The following is a 24,729-nucleotide window of genomic DNA, read 5'->3' as shown; positions in this document are numbered from 1 at the left end:
ACCTCATACCTCATACTTCATACCTCATACTTTAACAAAACCCAGCCCAAAACAACCGCAAAACAAAGAAAACCAGCAAAAAAACTATATAATCCCGCTCTATCGTCCAAAATGCTCATTAAACCCACTCCGCCTAGTTACGATATATAAAATGGAAGCGCACAATTCCCCCAAGCGCCGGCTGGGCGGCCGACGGCCGGACAAAGGGGCAGCGCTAAATATATGCGGGCACGGACGCCCGCGAATAAAAAATCAAGGAGGAGAAATACGGTATGATTATCAACCACAACATGTCAGCGCTCAACACCTATCGCCAGTTGAGCATCAACAACGCTAACACCAGCAAGTCTTTGGAGAAATTGTCTTCCGGTCTGCGCATCAACCGCGCCGGTGACGATGCGGCAGGTCTGGCCATCAGTGAAAAAATGAGAGGTCAGATTCGGGGCTTGGATCAGGCGGCAAGAAATGCTCAAGACGGTATTTCACTAATTCAAACCGCTGAGGGTGCTCTGAATGAGACTCATTCAATTTTGCAGCGTATGAGGGAATTAGCTGTTCAGGCAGCAAGTGATACTAATACAGCTTCTGATCGCTCTGAACTTCAAAAAGAAGTGGATCAGTTAGCTCAGGAAATTGGACGAATTGGTAACACCACACAATTCAATACACAAAAGTTGCTAGATGGCAAATTTAATGGTACGTTCCATATTGGTGCTAATGAAAATCAAACGCTAACATTGAGTATTAATGACATGCGGTCATATAATTTAGGAGTTACTGGAGATGTAACAATTAAAGAAACTGGTACTCTTGCAGCAGGAGACTTTGCTGATGGTACCTACACGGTTGCAAAGGCCAATGATGGTACGTATCAATTATTAGACGTAACTGGTAACATAGTAGCAACCAGTACAGATGCAAAGACATATAAAAATGTTTTGGATACTACAAAAACGATTACTTTTACTAATACAGTTACATCAGGTAAAGTAATAGTTAGTGGTACTAATGCAGATGCAGAGGCAACTGTTGCAACAGCAAATAGTGGTTTAGAAGCTGGGACATATACGTATGATGCTACTAATAAAGTTTTAAAAGACGCTGGTGGAAACGTTGTTGCTGTGTCATCGGATGGTACAAAATTTACAGTGGGTGGTACCAATGTATTAGATTTGGGTAGTAACGCTCTTGCAGATGGAGACACTGTAGTTATTCATGGAGTTGATATAACCAGTAGGGATGCGGCTAACAAAGCCATTACTACTATTGAAAAAGCCCTAGAAATAGTGTCAGACGAGCGGGCAAAAATGGGAGCCTATCAGAATCGACTCGAGCACACAATTAACAACCTCAGCACCTCCAGCGAAAACCTCACCGCCGCCGAGTCCCGCATCCGCGACGTAGACATGGCGAAGGAAATGATGAACTTCCAGAAGAACAGCATCCTCGCTCAAGCAGCGCAAGCCATGCTCGCCCAAGCCAACCAACAGCCTCAAGGCGTGCTGCAGCTGCTGCGGTAAATGGAGTAAACAGGAAGTTAATACGAGTTTCAACAAGCCAGGGGCGTTTGCTCCTGGCTCTAACATTTATCTTAACAATTAATATATGGGAAGTGTTATAGTTATGGAATTTAAATTTACTATAATTAACTCAACGGATAATCATTATAAGGTTAAAATAACAATTGAAAAAGAAAATAAAGTTGTTTGGAATGATGTGTTAGATGTTGTTTACGATGGAATGGTTCTTTTGAATCTGAACTATATAAAGGAACAGCTACAAGATGCTCAAATTAGAATGGCAATGATATCTCGACTTAAGAAGTTTATATCTGAATTCCATATTAGAAAACATGGACAATAAAGGAATAAACTAAGTCCTATATTATGTGTAAAATCTTCCTCAATTTAAGAGGTCAATGGAAGTCGGAATATGGTTCATGACTTAAAAAAATTACCATAGAGCCGTCAAATCTATGCGTAAGTGGGCATCAGGGGAACAGGCGGGTTTGGCTTGCTTTAAAACTCGGCTTATTTCCAGGCAAGGAATTGCCAAAAGCCTAACTTCACCCTGCTAATTTACAGCAGGGTCTTAATTTTTGGCACTGTTTATACGATAATACTTATATAAACCATTTTTCCCGCAAACAAGTAGCTTATCAGCAAAAGGTGGTACTATCAATGAAAAAACTGCTTCAGCCCCAGTATGTCGGCAAATTCGCGTGCATCGGCGGCGCCTGCGCAGACTCGTGCTGCATCGGTTGGCGGGTGACGATAGACAAAGACACTTATCATAAATACCGCGCCTGTCCGGACGATCAGTTGCGCGCGCTGATGGACGAGCAGGTGACGCGCACGCGCGATAATAAAGGTGCCGACAGCTATGCCAAGGTGAGGCTTAGGGCCGACGGCAGCTGCCCGTTCCTGTCCGAGGAGAAGCTGTGCCTCATCCAGCAAAAGCTAGGCGAACAATATCTATCCAACACCTGCGCCAACTATCCTCGCACCATCAATCAGGTCAACGACGCTCTGGAACGCTCGCTCACCATGTCATGCCCGGAAGCGGCGCGGCTGGCACTTATGGACGAAAAACCAATGGAATTTGACGAAATCGCCGCCGATGTCCCGGCAGAGCGGCTGGTAATAAATAAAAAGATTGACGCCAGCGCCGTCCGCGCGGCGTTTAAGCCCGAGCGGTATTTCTGGGAACTGCGCGTTTTTATCATTTCCCTGCTTCAAGACCGGCGCTTTCCCTTATGGGTTCGCTTGGCCGTGCTCGGCCTGTTCTGCCAAAAACTCGACGAGCTGGCGCGGACGGGTCAAAGCAAGGAAATTCCCGTTCTGATCGGCACCTACCTCAATCGCCTGGACAGCGGAGTGCTGGCGGAAGAACTGGCCAATGTTCCCGGGCAACCGGTTATCCAGATGCTTTTAGTCAAAGAGCTGGCGGACGAGCGGATTTTTGCCGGGATCACCAACCGGCGGTTCCTCGAGTGCTTTGCCGAGTTTTTGTTAGGGCTAAATTACACGGCCGACGCGGCCAAAGACGAGATCGGCGCGCGCTACGCCGAGGCTGGCCGCGACTGGTACCTGCCGTTTATCGCCAAGCACGGCCATATGCTTGAGCATTACCTGGTAAACTATGTATTTAAGACCCTGTTCCCCTTCAGTGGGGAAAAACACGTCTTTGACAATTATGTACTAATGGCCGTTCACTACGCCATGCTGAAAGTGCTGCTGACCGGTATGGCCGCGCATCACAAAGACAAACTCGGCGCTGAACATGCGCTTAAACTAATCCAGTCGTTTGCCAAAGTGGTGGAACATAACAATGCATACCTAAAAAATGTTATTCGGTTACTAAAGGACAATAAATTCGACACCCTTGCCCATATGGTCATCCTTGTCCGCGATTAAAGGAGTGAGTTTTATGCACGATGCCGACATAAAGCGCGGCGAAGTCACACAAAAAGCGCTCGAACTCATCGCCACTGTCGACGAGGCGCTGGTGCACATGGACAAGCAGCTGACTGAGTTGCGCCTGGAAGATTTTTGGCCGTTGTTTCGTGACTTTTTGCTGGCAGTAGCGACGCTGGCGGATAACTGGGAGTATTATGTCACGGCCGATAGCGACCGCCAGCGCATAGTCGAGGCGACCCGCGCCTTCGCGGCGGCGTATGATGAATTTGACAAAATCGCCACGAGCGGCCAGGCGCCAGCTATTCAGGCAGCGCTCAATGACCGGCTAGTGCCAGCTTATCAGGCCTGGAAGGCGGCGTTGGTTGGTGGGAGTATGTATGAAGTATGAGGTATGAAGTATGAAGTGAGACGGGGGTGGGGCATTGCGTTGCTACGTTGTTAAACATGAGGGAAGGAATAAGTCTGGATTATTAAGGGAGATGGGTTGTTATGGATATTGCCGCGGTATCGGTGGTGCTGAATAATAGCAAAATAGCAGACCAAGCCGGCCTGCAGGTGATGAAACTGGCGATGGATACTGCTGCCAGCCAGAGTAAGGCACTGACGGCGGACATGTTGAAACTGATGCAGCAGGCGGTGCAGCCGCATTTGGGAGGTAATGTTGATATTAAGGTTTAGTGGGTTTCGACTTTTTTAAAATCTGAAGTCTTGATATTATCATTTGCCACAAAAATGCTTGGCGTTAAAGGGTATTTCAGTTTAAAATAGGAAAAAATAGCGCACTTTACCTGTAGGAGGTTGCGTATGGCGGCAAGCATTGGGCCTGTTTCGAGCAAACCGTTTTATACCCAGCTGGATTTTTCCGTGCGTGCTAAGGATACTTCGCCGACAATGCAGGCAATTGACAGCAAATTGAATGCGGCAGGAAGAAAAAGTGTCGGCCAGCAGTCGTTTCAGGCATCGCTGCAGTATTTGGCACGTCTTTTTGACAAGAAAAACGTGCAGGTGGCTACCAGCATTGACAATCAGGGGTTGACGCAGGTGACGCTGACCGATGGCGACAGCGGAAAGCGTATTGCCCAGCTTCCGCCTGACGCGGTGGTGGCAATGGCCAATCGCGCCCGGCAGCAGCATGTCGGTTGGCTGGTGGACGTAGTGCTATAAGAAGTGGCTGTGGGACTTGAATGAGATGCAAAAAATAATAGCCCTTGACTGCGTTTTTAATGCGGTCAGGGGCTTAATTTTTTGGTGGAACTAATGCTAATAACTAATGCCAGAGGGACGGTTCTCGTGACAATGTTAAATATTTCCATAAAAATTAAAAGCTCATGGCTGCAGATTAGCGCAGTCATGGGCTTGATTTCTTAGTTGATGCTAGTACTTTTGTCAAAATTAAAGAGTTTCATTGACGATTAGTACTATATTTAATACTATAATTATAATAAAGAGGTGATACAGAATGGGTGGTTTGCAGAAGCTATATGAGCGGGTTAAGAATAATCCGAAAACAGTTAGATTCGAAGAACTGCAAAAACTGCTAAGACGGGCAGGCTATAAAGAGCGCCAGCCCAGGGGCGGCTCCAGTCACTATACATATACTAAAGACGGCAAGATCATTACTATACCTTATGATCGACCGTATATAAAGCGGGTTTACGTCGAACAAGCGATTGTCCTATTAGGTGATTTTTACGAGGAGGATGACAAATAATGAAAAAGAAACTTGAATATTACTTGGCGCTTCCTTATCGTTTTGAAGTAATTCCGGCAGAGGAAGGTGGCTATGTTGGTACAGTACCTGATTTGCCAGGGTGTATTACCCAAGGGGAGACATTGACTGAGGTCATCGCAATGATTGAGGACGCCAAACGGGTTTGGCTTGAAACAGCCATTGAAGAAGGCATAGACATACCGGAGCCGGTCGGTCACGATGAAGATTATAGCGGTAAGTTTGTTGTCAGAGTGCCGAAGTCTTTGCACCGAGAGTTGGTACGAAAGGCGAAGGAAGAAAACGTAAGTTTGAATCAGCTTGCGATGTACTTGTTGGCAGCCGGTATCGGACGGCCTAATGCGGTTAAAAAATAAGACCAGCGAAGGCTGGTTCTTGTTGTCAGAGTTGCCAGAGGGACGAGTTGCCAGAGGGACGGTTCCGGTGACAATGTTAAATATTTCCATGGAAATAGCCCATGGCTGCCGATTAAACGCTGTCATGGGCTTAATTGTTTGAAATGGAGACGGTCCTAAATTGTCAAAAAGTACACAGTTTCATATTAGCCAAGCCGGCACATACCAGTTATTTTCATCAATGGGCAGCAGATCGTTTGCCAGGCATATGACGCTGCCGGGGCCGACTTTGAGCCCATACTTGTGCAGGATTTCAAAGTTTTTAACCGCGTTTTTGCTCGGCCCGGCGCTCTTTTTTATTTCTATGGGGTAGAGAGTATCGTTTTCGTTGATTATAAGATCAATTTCCCGTTGATCTTTATCCCGATAGTAGTATAACGGCGGTCTTCTTCCGGCATTTAAATAACTTTTTACGATTTCGCCGACAACCCAGGTTTCAAAAAACGCACCGGACATTGCCCCGGCTTCTAGGGCCTCGGGCGAAGTCCACCTGGTCAAATAGGCACATAGCCCAGTATCCAGAAAATACATTTTTGGCGACTTGATTAGTCGTTTAAGGGCGTTATTGAAATATGGCTCCAATAAAAAAACTACGCCCGAGGTTACGAGAATGGATAGCCAGTGTTTGGCCGTGGGCGGACTGATGCCGACATCTTTTGCCATGTCGGCATAATTTACGATTTGACTTGTTCTGGCGGCAACGCAAGACAAAAACCTAAAAAAAGCCTGATCATCTCCTACTTGCGTCAAGTCTCTTATATCCCGCTGCAGATAGGTCTGTACATATGAAGAAAAAAATATTTCGACGCCGGCGGTTTTGTTGGCGTAAAGGGCCGGCATGCCTCCTTTGAAAATCCTTTCGAAAATTTGGCCAAGCTTTTGGGGTTTGGCCAATTTTGCTTTTTTTATTAGTTCATTTGGTTGGGTTTTAAAGGGCGAAGACGGTCGGTTGGTTATTTCGCTGTTGGAAAGCCCAAGCATATTTAAAATTCCAACACGTCCGGCAAGGGATTCGCTTACGTTTTTCATTAAATGGAATATTTGCGATCCTGTGAGCCAAAAATCACCATTTCTGCCGTTTTGGTCAACGTGCATTTTTATATACGTTAGAAGCTCAGGGGCATATTGAATTTCGTCAATAATTACCGGCGGCTCAAACCTTTGCAAAAATAAAGCAGGATCCGTTATCGCCAGTTCCCTGATTAGCGGGTCGTCGAGGGTTACATATTTTCTATTGCTATCACTTAATTTTTTCAACATGGTGGTTTTGCCGACTTGCCTTGGGCCTGTGATCAATAGGATGGGGAAGCTGTTTTGTATGGCAAGTACCGTTTCTTCCATAGCCCGGGTTATATACATCACTTACCATCTCCGACTTTTTTAAAATCTAATTTTATTTTAGTCGAAAAAAGTAAAAAGTCAAGACAACGGAGGACGAGATAACGGGAGGACTGCGGCAATACGGGGTAACTGCCTGAAACGCTTGGTGTGGCTTTGCCGGTTAATACAGCTAGATTATGGTATAATATAGGTATGAGGTATGAAGTATGAGGTATGAAGTATTGGTATGAGATGGAAGGAAAGGTGCTAGTTATGCGGGCTGGAAGAGATATGGCGGTGGACGGGGCAAGGCTGCCGGAAAGGTTGAAACGGCTGTTTTGGGACGTTGACTTTGCCAGTGTCGACTGCTGTTTGCACCGGGATTTCATTATTGAACGGGTGCTCAATATGGGCGATATGGATGATCTGCTGTGGCTTTGGCGTACGTTTACGGCGACAGAAATTTGTCAGGTGGTGCGAACCAGCCGTCGGCTGACGAAAAAGACGGCACGCTGCTGGCAGGCGTTTTTCGGTCTGGCGGAGGAGGAGATGGCATGTATTGGCAGGTACTCGACGCAGCTCGACGGGATTTATTAGAGCGAATAGCCGTGAGCTTGCCGCTGCCAGGCAGTTATCTCGCGGGCGGTACGGCGCTCGCGTTGCTCTTGGGGCACCGGATGTCAGAAGACTTCGATTGGTTTTGTCCGTCTGACTTTGATCCGGGGCAGCTGAGCGAGCGGCTGCGCGCCTTTGGCATTGTCGAAGTGGCAGAAACGGCGCAAGGGACGTTTCACGGCTGGTTTGACTAATATATTCGCGGCAGGAGGGTGTGTATGGCGGCAAGCATTGGTCCTGTTTCGAGCAGACCGTTTTATCAGCAACTGGATTTTTCGGTGCGGGCCAAGGAAACATCGCCGGTAATGCAGGCGATTGACAGCAAATTAAACGCGGCGGGGCGGAAAAGCGTTGGCCAACAATCGTTTCAGGCCGCCTTACAGTATATGGCCAAGCTGTTTGACAAGAAAAACGTGCAGGTGACGACCAACATTGACAATCAGGGCCTGACTCAGGTTACGCTTACCGACGGCGACAGCGGCAAACGCATTGCCCAGCTGCCGCCCGACGCGGTGGTGGCAATGGCCGAGCGCGCCCGGCAGCAACACGTCGGTTGGCTGGTCGACGTTGTTTTATAAGTCGGGTATTGGCAGCTAAAATTAGGCATGTGGCTGGATTTTGCACAGTAAAGGTTATGAAAACGGCTACCGATCTGCAAATTGTGCATTTATAATAATAATGTAGCCCATGGCGTCACGATACTGACGCAATGGGCTTATTTGGCGTGTAATTAATGGGCTTACGATAAGGGGTGAAACTTTATCCTTGTTGGGGCTGGCAGCTTTGCGTTATACTGGCCGGCGGGAAAGGGTACGGATACGCATTTCGTGGTCGCCGGTAATTTCGGCGACCGATTTTATATTTTCGTACAAATCGTCAAGTTTGTTGTTCATCAGCCGTAGCAAGTGGTAGACGTCTTGTTGCTGGATATTGGCATAATGTTCGACTTTGGCGTCTAATTGGGCGATATCTGCCTTGAGTTCGTCCTTGACGGCATCGATTTTTGTATCAAGTTTTTCGACCCGTGCATCAAGGTTATTGACCCTGACATCTAGGTTTTCTACCTTGGTATTAAGGTTTTCGATTTTGACATCAAGCTTCGCGATGTCGTCTTTAGTGGCCATGTTAGCGATATCATCTTTGGTGGCCATGCGGGCCAGGTCATCTTTGGTAGCCATGTTGGCGATATCGTCTTTGGTAGCCATGTTGGCGATATCGTCCTTTGTGGCCATGTTAGCGATATCGTCTTTAGTGGCCATGCGGGCCAGGTCGTCTTTGGTAGCCATGTTGGCGATATCGTCCTTTGTGGCCATGTTAGCGATGTCGTCTTTGGTGGCCATGTTGGCGATATCGTCTTTGGTGGCCATGTTGGCGATATCATCTTTGGTAGCCATGTTAGCGATATCGTCCTTTGTGGCCATGTTGGCGATATCGTCTTTAGTGGCCATGCGGGCCAGGTCGTCTTTAGTGGCCATGTTGGCTTGCATTAAAGTTATTGTTTCTTGTATTGTCGCTATTGTTTGCTGCATATTTGCCATGTTTTGCTGTAAGATCACCATGTTCTGCTGCATGGTTACCATATTTTGCTGCAAAGTCACCATGTTTTGCTGCATGGTTGCCATGTTTGCTTCCGACTGGTTAAAACGGTCGACGAGTTGCCTTTGCCCTTCAAGCAGCTGTTTTAATAACGCTTCCATACTAACCTCCCGTTTTGTGGCCACGGTTTAGCAACTTTAACCACGGTTTTCCGCTTTAAGCGGGATGCCTAGTCTTAATAATTAACTTTAATTAAATTATACAACTGAGCTTAGCAAGAATAAACAACTACTACCCAAAATGACGCCGCTTAGCTTAAAATAAAAGGTGAAGTCAAAGATTAGTTAGGAGATGAGCCGTTATGGATATCGCCGCAGTATCGGTGGTGCTGAATAATAGCAAAATAGCAGACCAAGCTGGCGTGCAGGTGATGAAGCTGGCGATGGACACTGTCGCCAGCCAGAGCAAGGCGCTGACGGCGGACATGGTGCAACTGATGCAGCAGTCGGTGCAGCCGCATTTGGGTGGTAATGTCGATATTAAGGTTTGATCCGCGGGGGCAGGCTGGACTTGTTTTAAAAATTGACTTGTTTTGGAGAAAACGGCCTTGGCGGCGGCTGGCGGTTGGCTTAGAATAGAGGTAAGTTGAAGTATGGTTTGTTTGGGTGCGGCGGGAGGTGCGCTTATGCAGGAGTGTTTCCGGGAGACGGCTGTCAGGTACGGGCTGCCGGTGAAAGAACGTTACACATATGAAGACTACGCGCGGCTGCCGGAGGGGGCGCCGCTGCAGCTGATCGGGGGGAAGCTTGTTATGACGCCGGCGCCGGGAAAAACGCATCAGCAGGTGGTAAAAAAACTGTTCCGCCTGCTAGACGATTATGTGGAACAGCAAAAGGGCGGCGAAGTGCATTTTGCCCCGCGGGACGTCGAACTTGCCCCGCATGAGGTGTATCAGCCCGACATCCTGTTTATTTCCCGGGAAAGACTGGCCATTTCCACCGAAGATAAAGTGGCGGGTGCGCCTGACTTAGTGGTGGAAGTGCTGTCGCCGGCGACGGCGTACTACGACCTGCGCAAAAAGTTCCGCGCATATGAGCGCTATGGCGTGCGGGAGTATTGGATTGCCGATCCGGAGGAAAAAAGCATCGAGGTATACGCGCTTGACGGCGGCAAGTTTGTTCTTGCTTCGCGAGCTGAGGTCGCAGGCGAAGTTGCTTCGCAAGTTTTGGCCGGCCTGACGGTGGATGTCGGCAAAGTATTCGGTGGTCAGGCTTGACTTGTTTTAAAAATTGACTTATTTGGGCGGTGCGTCGGAAGAGGAGGATGGTGCATGGCGGCGTCGCTATTGTATGATACGGAAAAGCCCTGCCCGGTGTGTGAAAAGACTTTCACGGTCACCAAAGTGCGCAGCCGGTTGGTGACGCTCCGGCAGGACAGCGATTTTTGCACTTATTATAAGGATATCAACCCTTATTACTATGACATCTGGGTGTGCCCGCACTGCGGCTATGCCGCGCCGGAAAACTGGTTCGCCAGCCTGCCGCCGACCGGACGGGAAAAGGTGCGCGCTTTTTTGGGCGGCCGTCAGGTCAATGTGAACTTTGCCGGGGAACGTACGCGCGAGCAGGCAATAGCCGCCTTCAAACTGGCGATCTTTTATGCCGGCCTGGTTGAGGCTGACCATTCCCGTCAGGGCGGGCTGTATCTCAAGCTGGCCTGGCTGTACCGGGAAGCCGGGGAGGCGGCAAGTGAGCAGGCAGCGCTTAAGAAAGCCTTGGAGCACTATGAGCAGGCTTTGTTTAGGGAGCGCCTGCCGATCGGCAATATGTCGGAAATAACCCTGATGTACCTGGTGGGGGAACTGGCCCGGCGCACCGGAGATTATGACAAAGCGCTTAGCTATTTTGGCCGGCTGGTCAGCGACCCGCGGGCTAAACTCGAAAAGCGCGTGCTGGAGCTGGCGCGCGAAGCCTGGCATGAGGCCCGGGAGGCCAAGAAGGGGCAGGCTGAGGCAACCAGTCAAGTGGAAGAGTTGTCACGGGAACAGTTATAGTGATTATGGTAAATTTTTACATATGTTAAAGGGTTGCCATGCCAAGCGGTGGCCGGACAGCAAAAAACCGTGTGGCGCTGGAAAGCGCGCCACACGGTTTTTTGCGTTATGCAAGCGGTGCCAAGTACGGCCGTAAAGGCCGCCCCAGGCATGGTTGTACAGCCGCTGGGCAGGTCGTACATTTAGCGTGGCAGTTGGCAAGTAGAGCGTGTATATCAAGGATATGCTTGCGCTGTCGTTGACTAGAGTATCGCCCAAGCATGGCGGCAAAAGGCTAGTCGCCAAACGAGATGTCCAGGCAGCGGGCTTCGGCGACGAGGCGGCAGTCGGGTGGGACGGTTTTGAGTTTGCCGGTGGCTTCTTCAAGGGGAACGGAAACGATGTCGCCGCCATGGAGGGCGGCCATGCGGCCGAATTCGCCGCTAATCAGCATTTTTACGGCATGGACGCCGAAACGGGAGGCGAGCAGCCGGTCGCGCGGGGTGGGCGAGCCGCCGCGCTGGAGGTGACCCAGGATGGTGACGCGCGTTTCCAGGCCGGTCTGTTCTTCGATTTCTGCCGCTATGCGGTGGCTGACGCCGCCTAGGCGGAGCTGTTCGTGGCTGCCAGGCACAATGCGCTGGACGGTGTAGTCGCCGCCGACCGGCTTGGCGCCTTCGGCGACGACGATGATGCTGAAACGTTTGCCGCTCGCGAGGCGGCGGTTAATGGCTTCAATGATTTTTGCGGTGGTATAGGGAATTTCGGGTATGACGATAACATCGGCGCCGCCGGCTATGCCGGCGTGCAAGGCGATCCAGCCGGCATAGCGGCCCATGACTTCGAGCAGCATGACGCGATGGTGGGATTCGGCGGTGGTGTGCAGCTTGTCCAGTGCTTCGACGGCGGTGGTGACGGCCGAGTCAAAGCCGAAGGTAACATCGGTAGCCGACAGGTCATTGTCGATTGTTTTGGGTACGCCGACGACCGGCAGACCCAGGCGGTGAAAGTCGCGGGCGATACTCAGGCTGCCGTCGCCGCCGATGACGATCAGGCCGTCGATTTCCCAGTGTTTTAGGTTAGCCATCACTTGGCCGGACATGTCAATGTAGCGCAGCTCGTCGCCTTCCTTTACCGCATAGCGGAAGGGGTTGTCGCGGTTGGTAGTGCCCAAAATGGTGCCGCCGCGGTGCAGCAGGCCGCTGGCGCTGGCCAGGTCAAGCGGCGTCAGGTGGCCGTGGATCAGGCCTTTGAAGCCGTCGCGAACGCCGGTGACTTTAAGCCCGTAGCCGGAAGCTGTGCGCACTACGGCGCGGATGACGGCGTTGAGGCCTGGACAATCGCCGCCGCCGGTGAGAACAGCGATATGTTTCATGACAAGCCCCCTTTAAAATTTTAAGATTACTCATACAACTAATTCGCGCTGCCAGCAATTAATTCCTGCGTATGGTAAATGTTGTCATATTGTCACAATAACCGTCGCACTGGCAACTTTTTGGTGCCGCTGCCTGCTTTTTACATCAGCCGGTCGTTCTGCAGCCGCCACATCTGATAGAACAGCCCCTGGCGGGCAAGCAGCTCTGCCTGGCGGCCGCGCTCCACAATCCGCCCCCTGTACAGGACAAGTATTTCGTCCATATTTTCTAGACCGATTAAGCGGTGAGTAATCAGGATAGTGGTGCGTCCGGCCATGAACTTGTCAAGAGCGGCCAGGACCTCCCGCTCGGTAGCGGCGTCCAAGCCGGCAGTAGGTTCATCCAGGAGGAGAATCGGCGCGGCTTTCAGGAAAACGCGGGCAATAGCCACGCGCTGGCGCTGGCCGCCTGACAATGTCCGCCCGTTTTGTCCCACCATAGTGGCCAACCCGTCGGGAAGAACGTCTACCAGTCCGTCAAAGGCAGCCTGTCGTACGGCTGCGGCAATTTCCTCCCTAGCAGCGTCCGGTTTCGCCAGCCGGATGTTGTCCTCAATACTGGTATTAAACAGATAGGGGCGTTGGGGCACGACACCGATCATGTCCCTAAGCACCGCCGGCGGATAGGTCTTAAGTTCCCGGCCGCCCAGGCGGATGGACCCTCGGTCATAATCCCAAAAGCGTAGCAGCAGGGAAACAACGGTGCTTTTGCCGGCGCCGCTCGGACCGACAATGGCGATGCGCCCGCCGGCCGGTACGGTAAAGGATATGTCGCGCAAAACGTCAGTGGCCTGGGGACTGTAGCGGAAAGACAGGTTTGTCACAACGATATCGCAGTTTGCCGGGCGGGCGCAAACCGCGCCGGCGTCAACCGCCGGCGCCCCTTGGTCAATGACGGCGAACAGGCGGCGGGCGGCGGCCAGGCTGTGTTCGAGATAATGGGCAGCCAGCGGCAGCGGCATGACCGCCTCGAAACTGCCCTGGACCGCCAAGGCCAGCACAGCGATGTACACTTTTGCCAAATCCCCCTTTTCCGCCAAAACAACCGCCAAGACGGTGGTAGCCCATACGGCGCTGTGCATGATCAGACTGGCGGCGGCATTGGCCAGCGCCGCGAGGCGGGCGGCCGCTTTCTGCTTTTCAGCCAGAGCGGCGGCTTTGTTTTCTGTCTGCCGCACATAAGCTTCAACCTGGTTAAAAGCGGCCAGTTCCGTCATTCCCTCCAGAATGTCAACCAGCGCCGCCTTCAAACTGGCGCTGCTCTCAAGCAGCTGACCGGAGCGAAAGCGACTGATCCGGCTGATGATTAACGGCAGCAACAGCCCGGCGGCTAAAAAGGCGGCGGTAAGGATATAAGCAAACTGGACGTTAAAGGGTGCCAAAAACAGCCACATGCCGGCCAACACCAGCACCGCCGCTAAAGGCGGCAATACGACGCGGATATAAAAATGCTGCAGCACATCCACATCGGCTACCATCCGGCCCACGAGGTCGCCGCTCTTTTCTCCTGCCAGCCGGGCGGGAGCCAACGGCTCAAGTGCCGCAAAAAACCACACTCGGATCCGGCTCAGGCACCGCAGGGTGGCATCATGGGCGAAATACCGTTCTGCATAACGAAATACCGCCCGGGAGAGGCCAAAAAAGCGTACTCCGACAATGGCCAGCGACAATGCTGACAAAGGCGGGTGAAGGGCGGCGCTGGCAATAAGAAAAGCGGCGGCAGCCAGTAAGCCTGTGCCGCTGGCGACCGTCAGGACGGCAAAGACAAGGGCCAGCGTCATGGTGGCTGCCGCCGGTCTAATGACAATTTTTAACAGTCTGACTGCCGTACCCATCATTTAACCCTCCTCTCGCCAAGCCGACACCAGCCGGTAGTACAGCCCACCCCTGGCCATTAATTCGGCGTGAGTGCCTGTCTCGCTGATTGTTCCCTGGTCCAGGACAATGATGCGGCTGGCGTTGCGCACCGTCGTCAAACGGTGCGCAATAACCAGCACCGTCCGGTCACGCGTCAGCTTTTCTAGCGCCGCTTGGATGACCGCCTCGCTGTATGGGTCAAGGTTGGCCGTCGGTTCATCGAGAATGACCACCGGCGCGTCTTTTAAGAGCGCGCGGGCAATGGCCAGCCGTTGTGCCTCTCCGCCGCTCAAAGGGCGGCCGCCTTCTCCTACCATTGTGGCATAACCCTGGGGTAGCTTGCTAATAAACTGGTGCGCTCCGGCCCGCCTGGCCGCCTCCTCCACCGCTGCGCCAGATGCGTCCGGACAGCCCAGGCGGATGTTATCGGCCACTGTACCGGAAAAGATATGGGGCTGCTGGGGAACATACGCCACGTGGTTTAACCAGTCTGCCCGCCGGATGCGGCTGAGGGATAGGCCGTTCACTCGGATTTCGCCGCGGTCAGGTTCAATAAGCTTCATTAGGAGGTTGGCCACCGTCGTCTTGCCGGCGCCGCTTGGCCCGACCAGGGCTGTCTTTTTTCCCGGCTCCAGGGTGAAACTTACGCCGCATAAGGCCGGACGGGCACCGCCGTCAAAAGAATAGTACACATTATCAAATGTCACGGCCACCTCTTTTTGCCGGGATAAAGGCTCACCGCCGGCCTGCTCCCGGGGAAGCGGCGCCGCCAGCTCCTGAAAAAGGGATGCGGCGGCAGCGCTGCCGGCCATACTGGCGTGAAAATGGCCGCCCAGCAGCCGGAGCGGCAAATAGAATTCAGGAGCGAGCAGCAGGACAAAGAAGGCCTGAACAAAGGAAAGCTGCCCGTAGAGCAGCTTCAGGCCGACAGTGACGGCAACGACAGCCGTACTCAGCGTGGAAACAAGTTCCAGAACAAGGGCGGACAAAAGGGCTACACGCAGTACCGCCATTGTCGCTAGGCGCAATTCGTCGCTCATCCTGGCGATAACGGCGCACTGCTCTTTGCTGCGGCCGAAAATTTTCAGGGTGGTCAGGCCTTGGAGGACGTCGAAAAAATGAGCGCCGAGCACGGCAAGCCTGGCCCACTGGCGCCTACTTAGCCCCTCGGCCTGCCGGCCGATGAGGATCATAAAAAGGGGAATAAGGGGAGCGGTGACGAAAAGGAGCAGCCCTGCCGCGGCATCTTCCGCAGCAACGGCTAGCAGGACGGCGAGGGGCACAAGCACCGCCGTTGCCAGTTGGGGCAGGTACCGGGCAAAATAAGGCTCAAGGTCTTCTATCCCCGTAGTGAATAATGTAAGTAGTTCTCCCGTACTTTTCCTCGCCGTTCGGACTGGTCCCAGCGCCAGAATATGGCCGAGCAGGCGCCGGCGCAAATCGGCTTTGATCCGCGCGGCCAGCCGGTGGGCGGCCGTCTCGCCCAGCCCCAGCAGGACAGCCCGCGCTACTATGATGGCGAGCAGGACGGCGAGACTACCTTCTACGTCCGCCAGCCCATGCTCCGCCAAAAAAACGGCATGAACGACCTGGGCCAACAGAGCGGCCTGCCAGACTGCCAGCAGGCCGCCGCCCAGTCCCAGGCCGATAACGGCGGCCAACAACCATTTCTGTTTTTTCGCCTCGCCCAGCAGCGGCCTGCTGACCATAGTTCCTACCTCGCTAATATTCAAGGTTCTGTGGCGACACCCGCTTACGGAATACCCAGTACGTCCAGGCCTGGTACGCCAGGACAACGGGGACGAGCGTCAGGGCGGCGATGGTCATAATTTTCAGCGTATACGGAGTGGACGCGGCGTTGTAAATAGTCAGACTCCAGGCAGGATTGAGACTTGAGACGATGAGCCGGGGAAACAGACCGGCAAAGAAGGCCGCCGTTATCAGCAGGATGGTCAGGCTGCTCATTCCAAACGCCCAACCGCATTTTTGGTTTCGGACAAACAGATATGCCAGGACGAATGCGCCGACAGCCCCGCCGAAGGCTATACTGGCAAGGGTGCTGTTAAACAGGTCGGTATTAGTATAAGATAGCCATGCCAAAGCAAGGCAAGCAGCGGCGGTAGGCACGCCTAAGACGAGAGCTGCCTGACGCGCCCGCATCATAAGCTCGCCCTCCAGCTTAAGCGTGAGGAAGAGGGCGCCGTGGAAGGTAAACACCAGCAAAAACGCTACGCCGGCTACCAGTGTATAAAGGCTGAGGAGGTCAAAAAATGTACCTGCGTAGAGCATTTTGGCATTAATGGGAACGCCTTTGATCAGGTTGGCGACGGCCACACCCCAAAGCAAAGCGGGCACGGCACTGCCGCAAGTTATGCAAAAGTCCCAGACGCGGCGCCACATGAGGCTGTCGTCCTTGCTGCGGAATTCAAACGCCACCCCCCGTACGATTAACGCCAGCAGCATGAGGAAGAGGGCCATGTAAAAGCCGCTGAACAGGGTGGCGTAAACGTGGGGAAAGGCAGCAAACAGCGCCCCGCCGGCGGTGATCATCCACACCTCATTGCCGTCCCACACGGGAGCAATGGTATTGATAACCAATCGGCGCTCCAGGTCGCTTTTGCCAAGAAACGGCAGCAGAATACCTACCCCATAGTCAAACCCTTCGAGAAGGAAAAAGCCGGCAAACAATACGGCAACCAAAATAAACCACAGGATGCTCAGTTCCATAACGTCGCCCCCTTTGTCGCATTTGGCGCTGCCGCCGGCGCCTGGTCCGCCGGGCCCTGCACGACAACCTTGCGCATGAGATAACCTGCAGCGGCGGCCAACACGCCGTAAACTGCCGTAAACCCTATCAGGGTAGTCCATATTTCCCCGGCCGTAACGGTTGGGGATACCGCCTGGTCAACCCGCTGGAGACCGTACACGATCCATGGCTGACGACCGGCCTCGGCGACAAACCATCCGGCGGAATTAGCAATGTAGGGAATGGGCAGACTCCATACAATGGCTTTGAGAACCCTGGTGCTGCTTTCCAGCTGGTTGGTCCGCCATAAATAAGCGCTCACCACGGCCAGCAGCGCCAGCCAGCCGCCGGCGGCGACCATGATGCGGAAACTCCAGAATACGGGGGTAACGGGAGGTATGTAATCACCGGGACCATACTTTTGGACATACTCAACCTGCAGCTCCTTTAGGCCCTTTACCTCACCGCCGGTCGAATTATGGACTAAAAAGCTCAGCAAGCCGGGAATTTGCAGTTCGGCCGTATTGGCCTTATTGCCTTCGTCAATGGCGGCAAATAGGGCGAACGGCGCGGGATCCGCCGTTTCCCAAAGCGCCTCGGCGGCTGCCAGCTTCATGGGCTGCGCCTTCGCCAGGTACTGGGCCTGCATATGCCCACTGCCGATAAGCAGCAGGACGCCGATAAGGGTGCAAATCAGCCCCATGGAGAACGATGCGCGAAAAAACTCGCGATTGGTCTGGCGTAAGAAGTGCCAGGCGCTGATCGCCATTACGAACACCCCTGCCGTGACCAGTCCGGCCAGAAAAGTATGAGGATACTGGTGAGCAACGTACGGGTTGGTAATGAGGGCAAGAAAATCGGTCATTTCCGCGCGACCGTTTTGGATGGTATAGCCTACGGGCGACTGCATGAACGAGTTGGCTACCAGGATCCAGAAGGCTGATAAGTTGCTGGAAAAAGCGACAATGGCAATACACGCGGCATGTACGGCTTTCGGCAACTTATCCCAGCCGAAAATCCATAGCCCTAAAAAAGTAGACTCCAGAAAGAACGCCGTCAGGGCTTCCAGCGCCAGGGGAGCACCGAAAATATCCCCCATAAACCGGGAATATTCCGACCAGTTCATGCCAAAGTGAAATTCCTGGACAATACCGGTGACAACCCCCATGGCGAAATTGATAACAAACAGCTTGCCCCAGAACTGCGTCAGCTTTTTGTACAGTTCATTGCCGGTACGCACATAAATTATTTCCATGATCGCAACGAGAATAGACAGCCCCAGCGTCAAAGGCACGAACAGAAAATGGTAGGTCGCAGTAACGCCGAACTGCCAGCGGGCCAAAAAAAGTTCGCTCATCTTTTTCCCTCCATTTCCTCCTGAGTTCTGCGTTGGGAGGCCAGGGTAGCAAAATCTGCCTGCCGCAGCGCGGCGACAAGCTCAGCCTGAATTTGCCCTAGCACGGCATGGACGGGACATTCGTGGGTGCAGTGCTTGCTGCACGCCGTCCGGTCGGCGAGGCAGCGGTGAATGGTGACCTCGCCCTCTATGGCGCAAATGATGTCCCAGATCGTGATTTCCTCCGGCCGTCTAGCCAGGGCAAATCCGCCGTCTGTGCCGCGGTAAGACTTAATCAGACCGGCCTGGGTAAGGGACCGCATAATTTTGAGCAAAAACCGCTGCGGAATATTTTCTTGTTCTGCCAGCGTTTGTCCGTTTACTACCTGACCGGATGGCAGGCATGCAAGATGGAGTACGATGCGGAAAGCGTAATCGGTTGCTTGGTTAAGCTGCATAGGGCCTCCTTAATATATACTATACCGGTATAGTATTAATTATATCATAGCATTGTAAAAATTATCCTGTCAATAAGCTAGCGTATTAATTTTCTTGAATTTTTCGTCTCCGCCCGCGCTCGCCGCTTCACGGCATAGCCGTCCAACCTGGGGCATTATCGGGACGTAACCGGCCGCTCATGCCTTCACCTCTCCCTGCAATACCGCAGCGGCTTGCAGGAAGAAAAGCAGGGAGAAATAGAATTGATATTTATAAAGAGCCATTAGTAAGGGCTAAAGATATTAAGACTATGCATCGAACAGCAAACACGCACTAAAAACTATAGCCTGTGGGAGGATGTAACATTTTGAGGCGCGATATGGAAAATGACATTGGCAAAAGAACCATTCCCGCCTTTTTGCGGTATGTGGGGCCAGGGATTTTGGTGACGGTGGGGTTTATTGATCCGGGCAACTGGGCGACCAATTTGGCGGCGGGGGCGGAATTTGGCTATAAGCTTTTGTGGATGGTGACGCTGGCGACGGTGATGTTGATTATTTTGCAGCACAATGCGGCGCATCTGGGGATTGTGACCGGGCTGTGCCTGGCCGAGGCGGCGGCGCTCCACCTGCGGCCGCTGGTCGCGCGGGCGGCGCTGGCAACGGCGGTGTTGGCGGCGGTGGCCACGGCCATGGCCGAGATTTTGGGCGGGGCGATCGCGCTCAACATGCTGTTTGGCCTGCCGCTTAAGGCGGGGGCGCTGCTGGTGGCCGGCCTGTGCGGCTGGCTGCTGTGGTCTAATTCGTACCGCCGGCTGGAAAAGATTATTATCGGTTTTGTGTCGCTGATCGGCCTGTCGTTTTTGTTCGAGCTTAGCTTGGTGAAGGTCGACTGGGCGCAGGCGGCGGCCGGCTGGGTGACGCCGGCGCTGCCTGCCGGGGCGCTGACGGTTGTCATGGGTGTGCTGGGCGCGGTGGTCATGCCGCACAATTTGTTTTTGCATTCCGAGGTCATCCAGAGCCGCCAGTGGAATCTTGAGGACGAGGCAGTCATCCGGCGCCAGCTCAGGTATGAGTTTTTGGACACGCTGCTATCCATGGGGATCGGATGGGCGATCAACAGTGCGATGATTTTGATCAGCGCCGCCGTGTTTTTTGTTCACGGCGCGACGGTCGATGACCTGGTTCAGGCCCAGGAACTGCTCAGGCCGCTCATGGGCAGTGCGGCGGCGACCGTATTTGCCGTGGCACTGCTATTTTCGGGCCTATCTTCCACCACGACCGCCGGCATGGCGGGGGCGAGCATTTTCGCCGGCCTGTTTGGCAAGGCATATGACAGCCGTGACCGGCATTCGCTTATCGGCATCCTGATCACCTACGGCGGGGCGCTGGCGGCGCTATTGGCCGTCGAGCGGCCGTTCGAAGGGCTGATTTACTCGCAGGTGGCACTCAGCATGCAGTTGCCGCTGACGGTATTTTTGCAAGTTTACCTTACGTCTTCGCCCAAGGTGATGGGCAAATACGCCAATTCCCCCCGGCAGAAACTGGTGCTGCTAGTCGTAGCCGCGGTGGTGACGGCGCTCAATGTGCTGCTAGTTAAGGACATGCTCGCGTGACGTAGAAAGTCAAGGCGCAAAGCAAAAAGTGGCGCATTTTCCCCTAAAGTTTTGCCGCCAACTTTTCGATAATAAATATGAAAACAAACCCCAAGCCGAGGTGTTATCCATGGAAGTAACTGTCAAGCCGATAGATAAAATGGCAGCGCTTACGTCCCAGCGCGTGGCGCCGGGGGAGAACGCGCCCAAAGCCGAAGCTGTGCCCAAGGCCGACCAGGCCGGAACCCAGGCGCGTTCGGCGGAACCCGATCAGGAGAAAAAGCAGCTTAGCCGCGACGAATTAAGTGAAATCAGCCAAGAATTGAACAAATTCATGCAGCTGCTCAATGCCAACATTCAATTTGCCTTGCATGAAAAGACGCAGCGGCTGATGGTTCAAGTGGTGGATACGAAAGAGCAAAAGGTGCTTAAGGAATTCCCCCCGCACGAATTATTGGACACCATTGCCAAAATCCGGGACTATGTCGGTTTTTTGCTGGATAAGCGGGCCTGACCGGCCTTTAAATTTAAATAATATCAGGAGGCGATAGCGATGGGGATGCGGACCTACGGTCTGAGCGGGTCGGGCCTGGACGTCGACCAGCTGGTCAAAGACCTGATGAAGGCGCGCCGCGCATCGTATGATAAACTATACCAGAAGAAGACGCAGCTGGAGTGGAAAAAGGCCGACTACGCGACCATGTACAGCACGATCAAAAGTTTTCGCGAGACGACGGTCTTTAACTATAAGCTGCAGGGCACTCTGGCGCCGAAGAAGGTGGCGTCCGGCAATGAGGCGGTGGTGACGGCTACGGCCAACGCCGACGCCGCCAATGTCAACCATACTATTACCGTGACCCAGCTGGCCGGCGGGGTGACCCTAGGCAGCAATGGGCCCATCACGACCGGCGCCAGCAAGGATACATTGGCCGCCCAGTTCGGTCTGACCGGCGGGTCGTTTGATATTAAGATAACCAACGGGACGATCAGCAAGACGATTACTGTCGACCCCACGAAGAGCATCTATGATTTCGTCAGTGCCATCAACAGCGCCGGCGTCAATATTAAGGCCAATTACGACGCCACGCTTGACCGGTTTTTCTTGTATACCACCGGCACCGGCGCCACGGTGGGGATTGATTTTACCGGCAGCAGCACCGCCGGTATTGATTTTCTGCAAAACAAACTGAAAATCGCCACTGTTTCCGGCGTGACGACCGCCGGGGTTACCAGTACGGCGAGTACCGGCTTTGTGTCGACCGACGTGCTGTCCAGTAAGATTAGTGGTCTGCCGGCGACGTTCAACCTGAAGCTTACCAACGGTGCGAAAACCGCCAACATCACGCTTAATAGCAGCGATACGCTGCAGCAGGTGATCGATAAAATCAACGCTGCCGGGGTAGGCGCGGCGGCTAGTTTCGATAACGGAACCGGCAAGTTCACGCTGCAGGCGACCAGCGGCACGCTTGATCTAACCGGCAGCGACAGCGCTGCTTTGCAACTTTTTATTGACAAACTAAAGCTGCCGGCCAATCTGCCGACCGTCCATGGCCAGGACGCCATCTTTACCCTTGACGGCGTAAACCTCACGCAGGCAAGCAATACTTTCACCATTTCCGGCGTTACCTACAACCTGAAGGCGGTGGGAACGGCGTCAGTGGCGGTATCGCCCGATAATGATAAGGCGATTGCCAATGTCAAGGCCTTCATCGACGCGTATAACTCTGTCCTGGACAAAATCAACGCCGAACTGAAGGAGGAGCGCTATCCCGATTACCTCCCGCTTACCGACGAGCAGCGCAAGGAGATGAGCGAGAGCCAGGTCACGGAATGGGAAAAATTGGCCAAGAGCGGCATGCTGCGCCGCGACCCCATCCTCCAGGATACTCTATTTAAAATGCGCTACGATATCGCGACACCTGTCCAGGGGGTGACCGGCCAATATACCAGCTTGTCCAGCATCGGCATCACGACCGGCGACTATTCGGAAGGCGGCAAGTTGTATCTGGACGAGACCAAGCTCAAAGCGGCGCTGGAAGCCGACCCGGATATTGTGAACAAACTCTTCGGCAGCAACGGAGCTACCCGGGAACAAGACGGCGTGGCCGTCCGGCTGTATGATACGCTTAAGGGCGCGCTGGATAAAATCAAAGGCGAAGCCGGCACTTCGGCCGCGGTTGATGGCGATACAACCAGCGTGCTGGCTCAGCGCATCAAAGATTATCAAAAGCAGATGGAGGCCATGGACCGCCGGCTTAAGGACATCGAGGATAGGTACTACAAGCAATTTGACGCCTTGGAAGTAGCCTTAAGCAAGATGAACCAGCAAACCGGCTGGCTCCTGCAGCAGTTTAGCAGCCGATGAGGAGGAAGATGCAGATGAACGCAATGAACATGGCCAACGCCTATAAAACGCAACAGATCATGACGGCGCCGCCGGAGCAGCTGACCTTGATGCTGTACAACGGCGCCATCAAGTTCGTCGATGAAAGCATTCAGGCGATCGAGCAGCGTGATTTCCCCAAGGCCCATGCCAGCAACCTGCGGGCTCAGGACATTGTCCGCGAGCTGATGGTGACGCTGGACATGCAGTATGAGATTGCGAAGACATGGTATCAGCTGTATGACTATATTCTCTACCGCCTGATTCAGGGCAATATCAAGAAGGACAAAGACCAGCTCCAGGAAGCCCGCGGCATGCTGCAGGAATTTCGCGACACCTGGGTGGAAGCCATGAAGCGGGCCCGGGCCGGTCAGGCCGCCGTCGGCCAGGCGGTCGGGCGCTAGCTATGGATGAAGCAGTGCGGAGCGGGCGCCAGCTGTGGCAGGATTATCTGTTTCTTACCCGGGAAATGGGCAAGTGCCTGGCGCGCAACGATTTTGACCTGTTTACCGAGCTTCTCGGACAGCGCCAGCGGCTGCAGGAGCTAATTGAGGCGGCAGGCGACCAGGAATTTACTCGCTCGGCCGCCGGAAGGCAGCTGTTCGCGGCTATCCAGGCGGAAAATGCAGCAATCACCCGCCAGCTGCAGCTTTTTTTGAACAGGGCTAAAACCGCGCAGGCGGCCACAAGGGCCTACGAGCGTTTCACCGCCACGGCGGTCGTCGGCAGGCAAATGGACCGTCAGACGTAGCGGGCGCCATTGAAACATTTTTCTTGCATTTTTCTGCCACCAAAACTATAATCTAAGGTAGAGACTTTTGCTTAGGTCTGTGGTTGAAAATCGATGCCAGTCGCAGGCGAAACGATCCACGTAAGGGGCGTTAAAGCGTCCTGATCATGGTGCGGCTTAGATGTAAGTCCTGCCGGCCGTGTGGCCGATGGTACGGTAGATAATACGGGGTGCTGTCATCAGTTGGTTGCCGGCCGAGAGGAGTAGTAGTGAGGGGACACAAGCGTCTAGTAGCGAACCTTCCAGCAGGCGGGTGTGGGGGCAAAGACCAGGTCGGCTAAGCAAGGGTTAAATTTCTAATCAGGTGAGGGGATTTCTTTAATGGCTTTCCAGGACAAAACACTCAAGTGCAAAGACTGCGGTGCTGAGTTCGTTTTCACTGCAGGCGAACAAGAATTTTATGCGGAGAAAGGGTTCGAAAACGAACCGGCCCGGTGCCGCAGCTGTCGTGAGGCCAAACGGCGTCAGCGCGAAGGCGGCGAGGCTGCACCGCAGCGGGAAATGCACGAAGTCGTGTGTGCCCAGTGCGGCGTGACAACGCAAGTCCCGTTCAAACCGCGTAATGACCGCCCCGTTTACTGCCGTGACTGCTTCAATGCCAGAAGACAATAGGTACTGACGGAAAAGAGCGCCCGGATTTAGATCCGGGCTTTGTTTTTTGGTATGAGGTATGAGGTATGAAGTATGAGGTATGAGGTATGAGGTATGGGGTAGGTTTTAACCGCAAAGGCCGCGAAGAACGCGAAGGGTTTTATTATTTTTACCACTTGACTAATTATACAATATAACTGTATAATTATAAACATAAGCGAAATGGTTGATCGGGGGAGGTAAATTACATGTCCAAGAAACTGGTTGCGTTCATTGTGTTGGGAATCTTTCTGCTGTCTCTGGGTCTGGCAGGCTGCGGCAGCCAACAGGCGGCCCAACCAGCCAAGCCGAAGGTCCTCAAAGTCGGCACTGATGCCGCGTTTGCTCCGTTTGAGTTCCAGGATGAAAAAACAAAAGAATATGTAGGTTTTGATATCGACCTGATCAAAGCCATTGCCAAGCAAATGGGTATGGAAGTACAGATCCAGAGCATGGGCTTTGACGGTCTGATTCCAGCGCTGGATGCCGGACAGA

General features: G+C 53.2%; 29 protein-coding genes. 21 read left to right on the top strand and 8 right to left on the bottom strand.

All coding sequences use genetic code 11. The features are described 5' to 3' along the window. Positions 1 to 272 precede the first annotated feature (272 nt). The 8 genes from TCARDRAFT_RS16220 (at position 273) to TCARDRAFT_RS11625 (ending at position 5,504) form a co-directional block, all read left to right on the top strand. On the top strand, positions 273 to 1,520 hold the full coding sequence (locus tag TCARDRAFT_RS16220; RefSeq protein ID WP_007290193.1) for a flagellin N-terminal helical domain-containing protein: 1,248 nt from the start codon (positions 273 to 275) through the stop codon (positions 1,518 to 1,520). Positions 1,521 to 1,623: 103 nt separating this feature from the next. Next, on the top strand, positions 1,624 to 1,863 hold the full coding sequence (locus TCARDRAFT_RS11655) for a hypothetical protein (protein WP_040683381.1): 240 nt from the start codon (positions 1,624 to 1,626) through the stop codon (positions 1,861 to 1,863). A gap of 317 nt (positions 1,864 to 2,180) precedes the next feature. Beyond that, positions 2,181 to 3,416 (top strand): flagellin lysine-N-methylase, encoded by a 1,236-nt coding sequence (fliB, locus tag TCARDRAFT_RS11650; RefSeq protein ID WP_007290192.1) that lies wholly within the window; start codon positions 2,181 to 2,183, stop codon positions 3,414 to 3,416. Between the two features lie 13 nt (positions 3,417 to 3,429). Beyond that, complete coding sequence (locus TCARDRAFT_RS11645; RefSeq protein ID WP_007290191.1) at positions 3,430 to 3,807, top strand: hypothetical protein; 378 nt, start codon at positions 3,430 to 3,432, stop codon at positions 3,805 to 3,807. Between the two features lie 101 nt (positions 3,808 to 3,908). Beyond that, positions 3,909 to 4,097 (top strand): YjfB family protein, encoded by a 189-nt coding sequence (locus TCARDRAFT_RS11640; protein ID WP_040683380.1) that lies wholly within the window; start codon positions 3,909 to 3,911, stop codon positions 4,095 to 4,097. A 126-nt stretch (positions 4,098 to 4,223) separates the two neighbouring features. After that, complete coding sequence (locus TCARDRAFT_RS11635; RefSeq protein ID WP_007290190.1) at positions 4,224 to 4,583, top strand: flagellar protein FlaG; 360 nt, start codon at positions 4,224 to 4,226, stop codon at positions 4,581 to 4,583. A gap of 295 nt (positions 4,584 to 4,878) precedes the next feature. Beyond that, entirely contained in the window at positions 4,879 to 5,130 is a 252-nt protein-coding gene (locus tag TCARDRAFT_RS11630) for a type II toxin-antitoxin system HicA family toxin (RefSeq protein ID WP_007290215.1), read from the top strand. Continuing rightward, entirely contained in the window at positions 5,130 to 5,504 is a 375-nt protein-coding gene (locus TCARDRAFT_RS11625) for a type II toxin-antitoxin system HicB family antitoxin (protein WP_007290189.1), read from the top strand. The genes TCARDRAFT_RS11630 and TCARDRAFT_RS11625 overlap by 1 nt, the downstream gene beginning before the upstream one ends. A 180-nt stretch (positions 5,505 to 5,684) precedes the next feature. Here the strand turns inward: TCARDRAFT_RS11625 and TCARDRAFT_RS11620 are convergent, their stop codons facing one another. Continuing rightward, complete coding sequence (locus tag TCARDRAFT_RS11620) at positions 5,685 to 6,902, bottom strand: ATP-binding protein (RefSeq protein ID WP_007290188.1); 1,218 nt, start codon at positions 6,900 to 6,902, stop codon at positions 5,685 to 5,687. A 195-nt stretch (positions 6,903 to 7,097) separates the two neighbouring features. Between TCARDRAFT_RS11620 and TCARDRAFT_RS11615 the strand changes: the two genes are divergently transcribed. Genes TCARDRAFT_RS11615 through TCARDRAFT_RS11605 form a run of 3 tightly spaced genes read left to right on the top strand, consistent with a single transcriptional unit; the run spans position 7,098 to position 8,056 of the window. After that, complete coding sequence (locus TCARDRAFT_RS11615) at positions 7,098 to 7,460, top strand: DUF6922 domain-containing protein (RefSeq protein WP_198003934.1); 363 nt, start codon at positions 7,098 to 7,100, stop codon at positions 7,458 to 7,460. Continuing rightward, a complete protein-coding gene (locus TCARDRAFT_RS11610) occupies positions 7,418 to 7,672 on the top strand; it encodes a nucleotidyl transferase AbiEii/AbiGii toxin family protein (RefSeq protein ID WP_071934028.1) in 255 nt (84 codons plus the stop codon). Before TCARDRAFT_RS11615 ends, TCARDRAFT_RS11610 begins: the two co-directional genes overlap by 43 nt. A gap of 24 nt (positions 7,673 to 7,696) precedes the next feature. Beyond that, entirely contained in the window at positions 7,697 to 8,056 is a 360-nt protein-coding gene (locus TCARDRAFT_RS11605; RefSeq protein WP_007290186.1) for a flagellar protein FlaG, read from the top strand. Positions 8,057 to 8,266: 210 nt separating this feature from the next. Here the strand turns inward: TCARDRAFT_RS11605 and TCARDRAFT_RS15845 are convergent, their stop codons facing one another. After that, on the bottom strand, positions 8,267 to 9,175 hold the full coding sequence (locus tag TCARDRAFT_RS15845) for a hypothetical protein (RefSeq protein WP_007290185.1): 909 nt from the start codon (positions 9,173 to 9,175) through the stop codon (positions 8,267 to 8,269). A gap of 200 nt (positions 9,176 to 9,375) precedes the next feature. Between TCARDRAFT_RS15845 and TCARDRAFT_RS11595 the strand changes: the two genes are divergently transcribed. From TCARDRAFT_RS11595 to TCARDRAFT_RS11585, 3 genes are all read left to right on the top strand, one after another. Continuing rightward, positions 9,376 to 9,564: a YjfB family protein gene (locus TCARDRAFT_RS11595; RefSeq protein ID WP_040683379.1), complete on the top strand. Its 189-nt coding sequence runs from the start codon at positions 9,376 to 9,378 to the stop codon at positions 9,562 to 9,564. Between the two features lie 135 nt (positions 9,565 to 9,699). Continuing rightward, positions 9,700 to 10,290, top strand: coding sequence for a Uma2 family endonuclease (locus tag TCARDRAFT_RS11590; protein WP_050769635.1), 591 nt, complete (start codon positions 9,700 to 9,702; stop codon positions 10,288 to 10,290). Between the two features lie 54 nt (positions 10,291 to 10,344). Next, the gene (locus TCARDRAFT_RS11585; RefSeq protein ID WP_007290183.1) at positions 10,345 to 11,067 is read left to right on the top strand and encodes a DUF2225 domain-containing protein; all 723 of its coding nucleotides are present in this window, start codon (positions 10,345 to 10,347) and stop codon (positions 11,065 to 11,067) included. A gap of 274 nt (positions 11,068 to 11,341) precedes the next feature. Here TCARDRAFT_RS11585 and TCARDRAFT_RS11580 read toward each other — a convergent pair whose 3' ends face one another. From TCARDRAFT_RS11580 to TCARDRAFT_RS11555, 6 genes are all read right to left on the bottom strand, one after another. Further along, positions 11,342 to 12,421, bottom strand: coding sequence for a 6-phosphofructokinase (locus tag TCARDRAFT_RS11580; protein WP_007290182.1), 1,080 nt, complete (start codon positions 12,419 to 12,421; stop codon positions 11,342 to 11,344). A 140-nt stretch (positions 12,422 to 12,561) separates the two neighbouring features. Next, on the bottom strand, positions 12,562 to 14,298 hold the full coding sequence (gene cydC, locus TCARDRAFT_RS11575) for a thiol reductant ABC exporter subunit CydC (RefSeq protein ID WP_007290181.1): 1,737 nt from the start codon (positions 14,296 to 14,298) through the stop codon (positions 12,562 to 12,564). After that, entirely contained in the window at positions 14,299 to 16,026 is a 1,728-nt protein-coding gene (gene cydD / locus TCARDRAFT_RS11570; RefSeq protein WP_007290180.1) for a thiol reductant ABC exporter subunit CydD, read from the bottom strand. 13 nt (positions 16,027 to 16,039) lie between these two features. Continuing rightward, on the bottom strand, positions 16,040 to 17,044 hold the full coding sequence (gene cydB, locus TCARDRAFT_RS11565) for a cytochrome d ubiquinol oxidase subunit II (protein ID WP_040683378.1): 1,005 nt from the start codon (positions 17,042 to 17,044) through the stop codon (positions 16,040 to 16,042). Beyond that, a complete protein-coding gene (locus tag TCARDRAFT_RS11560) occupies positions 17,035 to 18,420 on the bottom strand; it encodes a cytochrome ubiquinol oxidase subunit I (RefSeq protein ID WP_007290178.1) in 1,386 nt (461 codons plus the stop codon). Before TCARDRAFT_RS11560 ends, cydB begins: the two co-directional genes overlap by 10 nt. Then, positions 18,417 to 18,857 (bottom strand): RrF2 family transcriptional regulator, encoded by a 441-nt coding sequence (locus tag TCARDRAFT_RS11555; protein WP_007290177.1) that lies wholly within the window; start codon positions 18,855 to 18,857, stop codon positions 18,417 to 18,419. The genes TCARDRAFT_RS11560 and TCARDRAFT_RS11555 overlap by 4 nt, the downstream gene beginning before the upstream one ends. Before the next feature lie 359 nt (positions 18,858 to 19,216). Between TCARDRAFT_RS11555 and TCARDRAFT_RS11550 the strand changes: the two genes are divergently transcribed. The 7 genes from TCARDRAFT_RS11550 to TCARDRAFT_RS11520 form a co-directional block, all read left to right on the top strand. Then, complete coding sequence (locus tag TCARDRAFT_RS11550; protein WP_050769637.1) at positions 19,217 to 20,452, top strand: Nramp family divalent metal transporter; 1,236 nt, start codon at positions 19,217 to 19,219, stop codon at positions 20,450 to 20,452. A 109-nt stretch (positions 20,453 to 20,561) separates the two neighbouring features. Continuing rightward, positions 20,562 to 20,945 carry a flagellar protein FlaG gene (locus TCARDRAFT_RS11545; protein ID WP_007290175.1) on the top strand — a complete coding sequence of 128 codons (384 nt, stop codon included), beginning with the start codon at positions 20,562 to 20,564 and terminating at the stop codon, positions 20,943 to 20,945. A gap of 39 nt (positions 20,946 to 20,984) precedes the next feature. Beyond that, the gene (gene fliD, locus TCARDRAFT_RS14700) at positions 20,985 to 22,796 is read left to right on the top strand and encodes a flagellar filament capping protein FliD (protein ID WP_007290174.1); all 1,812 of its coding nucleotides are present in this window, start codon (positions 20,985 to 20,987) and stop codon (positions 22,794 to 22,796) included. A 14-nt stretch (positions 22,797 to 22,810) separates the two neighbouring features. Beyond that, positions 22,811 to 23,218 (top strand): flagellar export chaperone FliS, encoded by a 408-nt coding sequence (gene fliS, locus TCARDRAFT_RS11535; RefSeq protein ID WP_007290173.1) that lies wholly within the window; start codon positions 22,811 to 22,813, stop codon positions 23,216 to 23,218. A 2-nt stretch (positions 23,219 to 23,220) separates the two neighbouring features. Then, positions 23,221 to 23,565 carry a hypothetical protein gene (locus TCARDRAFT_RS11530; protein ID WP_007290172.1) on the top strand — a complete coding sequence of 115 codons (345 nt, stop codon included), beginning with the start codon at positions 23,221 to 23,223 and terminating at the stop codon, positions 23,563 to 23,565. A 360-nt stretch (positions 23,566 to 23,925) separates the two neighbouring features. Then, a complete protein-coding gene (locus TCARDRAFT_RS11525; RefSeq protein WP_007290171.1) occupies positions 23,926 to 24,216 on the top strand; it encodes a zinc-ribbon domain containing protein in 291 nt (96 codons plus the stop codon). Between the two features lie 227 nt (positions 24,217 to 24,443). After that, positions 24,444 to 24,729 (top strand): transporter substrate-binding domain-containing protein (locus TCARDRAFT_RS11520; protein ID WP_040683377.1); only part of this gene is annotated, 286 nt, incomplete at its 3' end.

The sequence above is a fragment of the Thermosinus carboxydivorans Nor1 genome (assembly GCF_000169155.1).
Lineage (GTDB): Bacteria > Bacillota > Negativicutes > Sporomusales > Thermosinaceae > Thermosinus > Thermosinus carboxydivorans.
Note: the sequence above shows the minus strand (reverse complement) of the source record. Positions and strands in the feature narration are given on the sequence as shown.

Coding starts and splice junctions, on each gene's coding strand:
- TCARDRAFT_RS11530 (WP_007290172.1), top strand. CDS start 23,221: ATGGATGAAGCAGTGCGGAGCGGGCGCCAGCTGTGGCAGGATTATCTG.
- cydD (WP_007290180.1), bottom strand. CDS start 16,026: ATGGTCAGCAGGCCGCTGCTGGGCGAGGCGAAAAAACAGAAATGGTTG.
- TCARDRAFT_RS15845 (WP_007290185.1), bottom strand. CDS start 9,175: ATGGAAGCGTTATTAAAACAGCTGCTTGAAGGGCAAAGGCAACTCGTC.
- TCARDRAFT_RS11615 (WP_198003934.1), top strand. CDS start 7,098: ATGAAGTATTGGTATGAGATGGAAGGAAAGGTGCTAGTTATGCGGGCT.
- fliD (WP_007290174.1), top strand. CDS start 20,985: ATGGGGATGCGGACCTACGGTCTGAGCGGGTCGGGCCTGGACGTCGAC.
- TCARDRAFT_RS11645 (WP_007290191.1), top strand. CDS start 3,430: ATGCACGATGCCGACATAAAGCGCGGCGAAGTCACACAAAAAGCGCTC.
- TCARDRAFT_RS11555 (WP_007290177.1), bottom strand. CDS start 18,857: ATGCAGCTTAACCAAGCAACCGATTACGCTTTCCGCATCGTACTCCAT.
- fliS (WP_007290173.1), top strand. CDS start 22,811: ATGAACGCAATGAACATGGCCAACGCCTATAAAACGCAACAGATCATG.
- TCARDRAFT_RS11610 (WP_071934028.1), top strand. CDS start 7,418: ATGTATTGGCAGGTACTCGACGCAGCTCGACGGGATTTATTAGAGCGA.
- TCARDRAFT_RS11585 (WP_007290183.1), top strand. CDS start 10,345: ATGGCGGCGTCGCTATTGTATGATACGGAAAAGCCCTGCCCGGTGTGT.
- TCARDRAFT_RS11525 (WP_007290171.1), top strand. CDS start 23,926: ATGGCTTTCCAGGACAAAACACTCAAGTGCAAAGACTGCGGTGCTGAG.
- fliB (WP_007290192.1), top strand. CDS start 2,181: ATGAAAAAACTGCTTCAGCCCCAGTATGTCGGCAAATTCGCGTGCATC.
- TCARDRAFT_RS11655 (WP_040683381.1), top strand. CDS start 1,624: ATGGAATTTAAATTTACTATAATTAACTCAACGGATAATCATTATAAG.
- TCARDRAFT_RS16220 (WP_007290193.1), top strand. CDS start 273: ATGATTATCAACCACAACATGTCAGCGCTCAACACCTATCGCCAGTTG.
- cydC (WP_007290181.1), bottom strand. CDS start 14,298: ATGATGGGTACGGCAGTCAGACTGTTAAAAATTGTCATTAGACCGGCG.
- TCARDRAFT_RS11595 (WP_040683379.1), top strand. CDS start 9,376: ATGGATATCGCCGCAGTATCGGTGGTGCTGAATAATAGCAAAATAGCA.
- TCARDRAFT_RS11635 (WP_007290190.1), top strand. CDS start 4,224: ATGGCGGCAAGCATTGGGCCTGTTTCGAGCAAACCGTTTTATACCCAG.
- TCARDRAFT_RS11550 (WP_050769637.1), top strand. CDS start 19,217: ATGGAAAATGACATTGGCAAAAGAACCATTCCCGCCTTTTTGCGGTAT.
- TCARDRAFT_RS11605 (WP_007290186.1), top strand. CDS start 7,697: ATGGCGGCAAGCATTGGTCCTGTTTCGAGCAGACCGTTTTATCAGCAA.
- TCARDRAFT_RS11625 (WP_007290189.1), top strand. CDS start 5,130: ATGAAAAAGAAACTTGAATATTACTTGGCGCTTCCTTATCGTTTTGAA.
- TCARDRAFT_RS11620 (WP_007290188.1), bottom strand. CDS start 6,902: ATGTATATAACCCGGGCTATGGAAGAAACGGTACTTGCCATACAAAAC.
- TCARDRAFT_RS11590 (WP_050769635.1), top strand. CDS start 9,700: ATGCAGGAGTGTTTCCGGGAGACGGCTGTCAGGTACGGGCTGCCGGTG.
- TCARDRAFT_RS11545 (WP_007290175.1), top strand. CDS start 20,562: ATGGAAGTAACTGTCAAGCCGATAGATAAAATGGCAGCGCTTACGTCC.
- TCARDRAFT_RS11560 (WP_007290178.1), bottom strand. CDS start 18,420: ATGAGCGAACTTTTTTTGGCCCGCTGGCAGTTCGGCGTTACTGCGACC.
- cydB (WP_040683378.1), bottom strand. CDS start 17,044: ATGGAACTGAGCATCCTGTGGTTTATTTTGGTTGCCGTATTGTTTGCC.
- TCARDRAFT_RS11580 (WP_007290182.1), bottom strand. CDS start 12,421: ATGAAACATATCGCTGTTCTCACCGGCGGCGGCGATTGTCCAGGCCTC.
- TCARDRAFT_RS11630 (WP_007290215.1), top strand. CDS start 4,879: ATGGGTGGTTTGCAGAAGCTATATGAGCGGGTTAAGAATAATCCGAAA.
- TCARDRAFT_RS11640 (WP_040683380.1), top strand. CDS start 3,909: ATGGATATTGCCGCGGTATCGGTGGTGCTGAATAATAGCAAAATAGCA.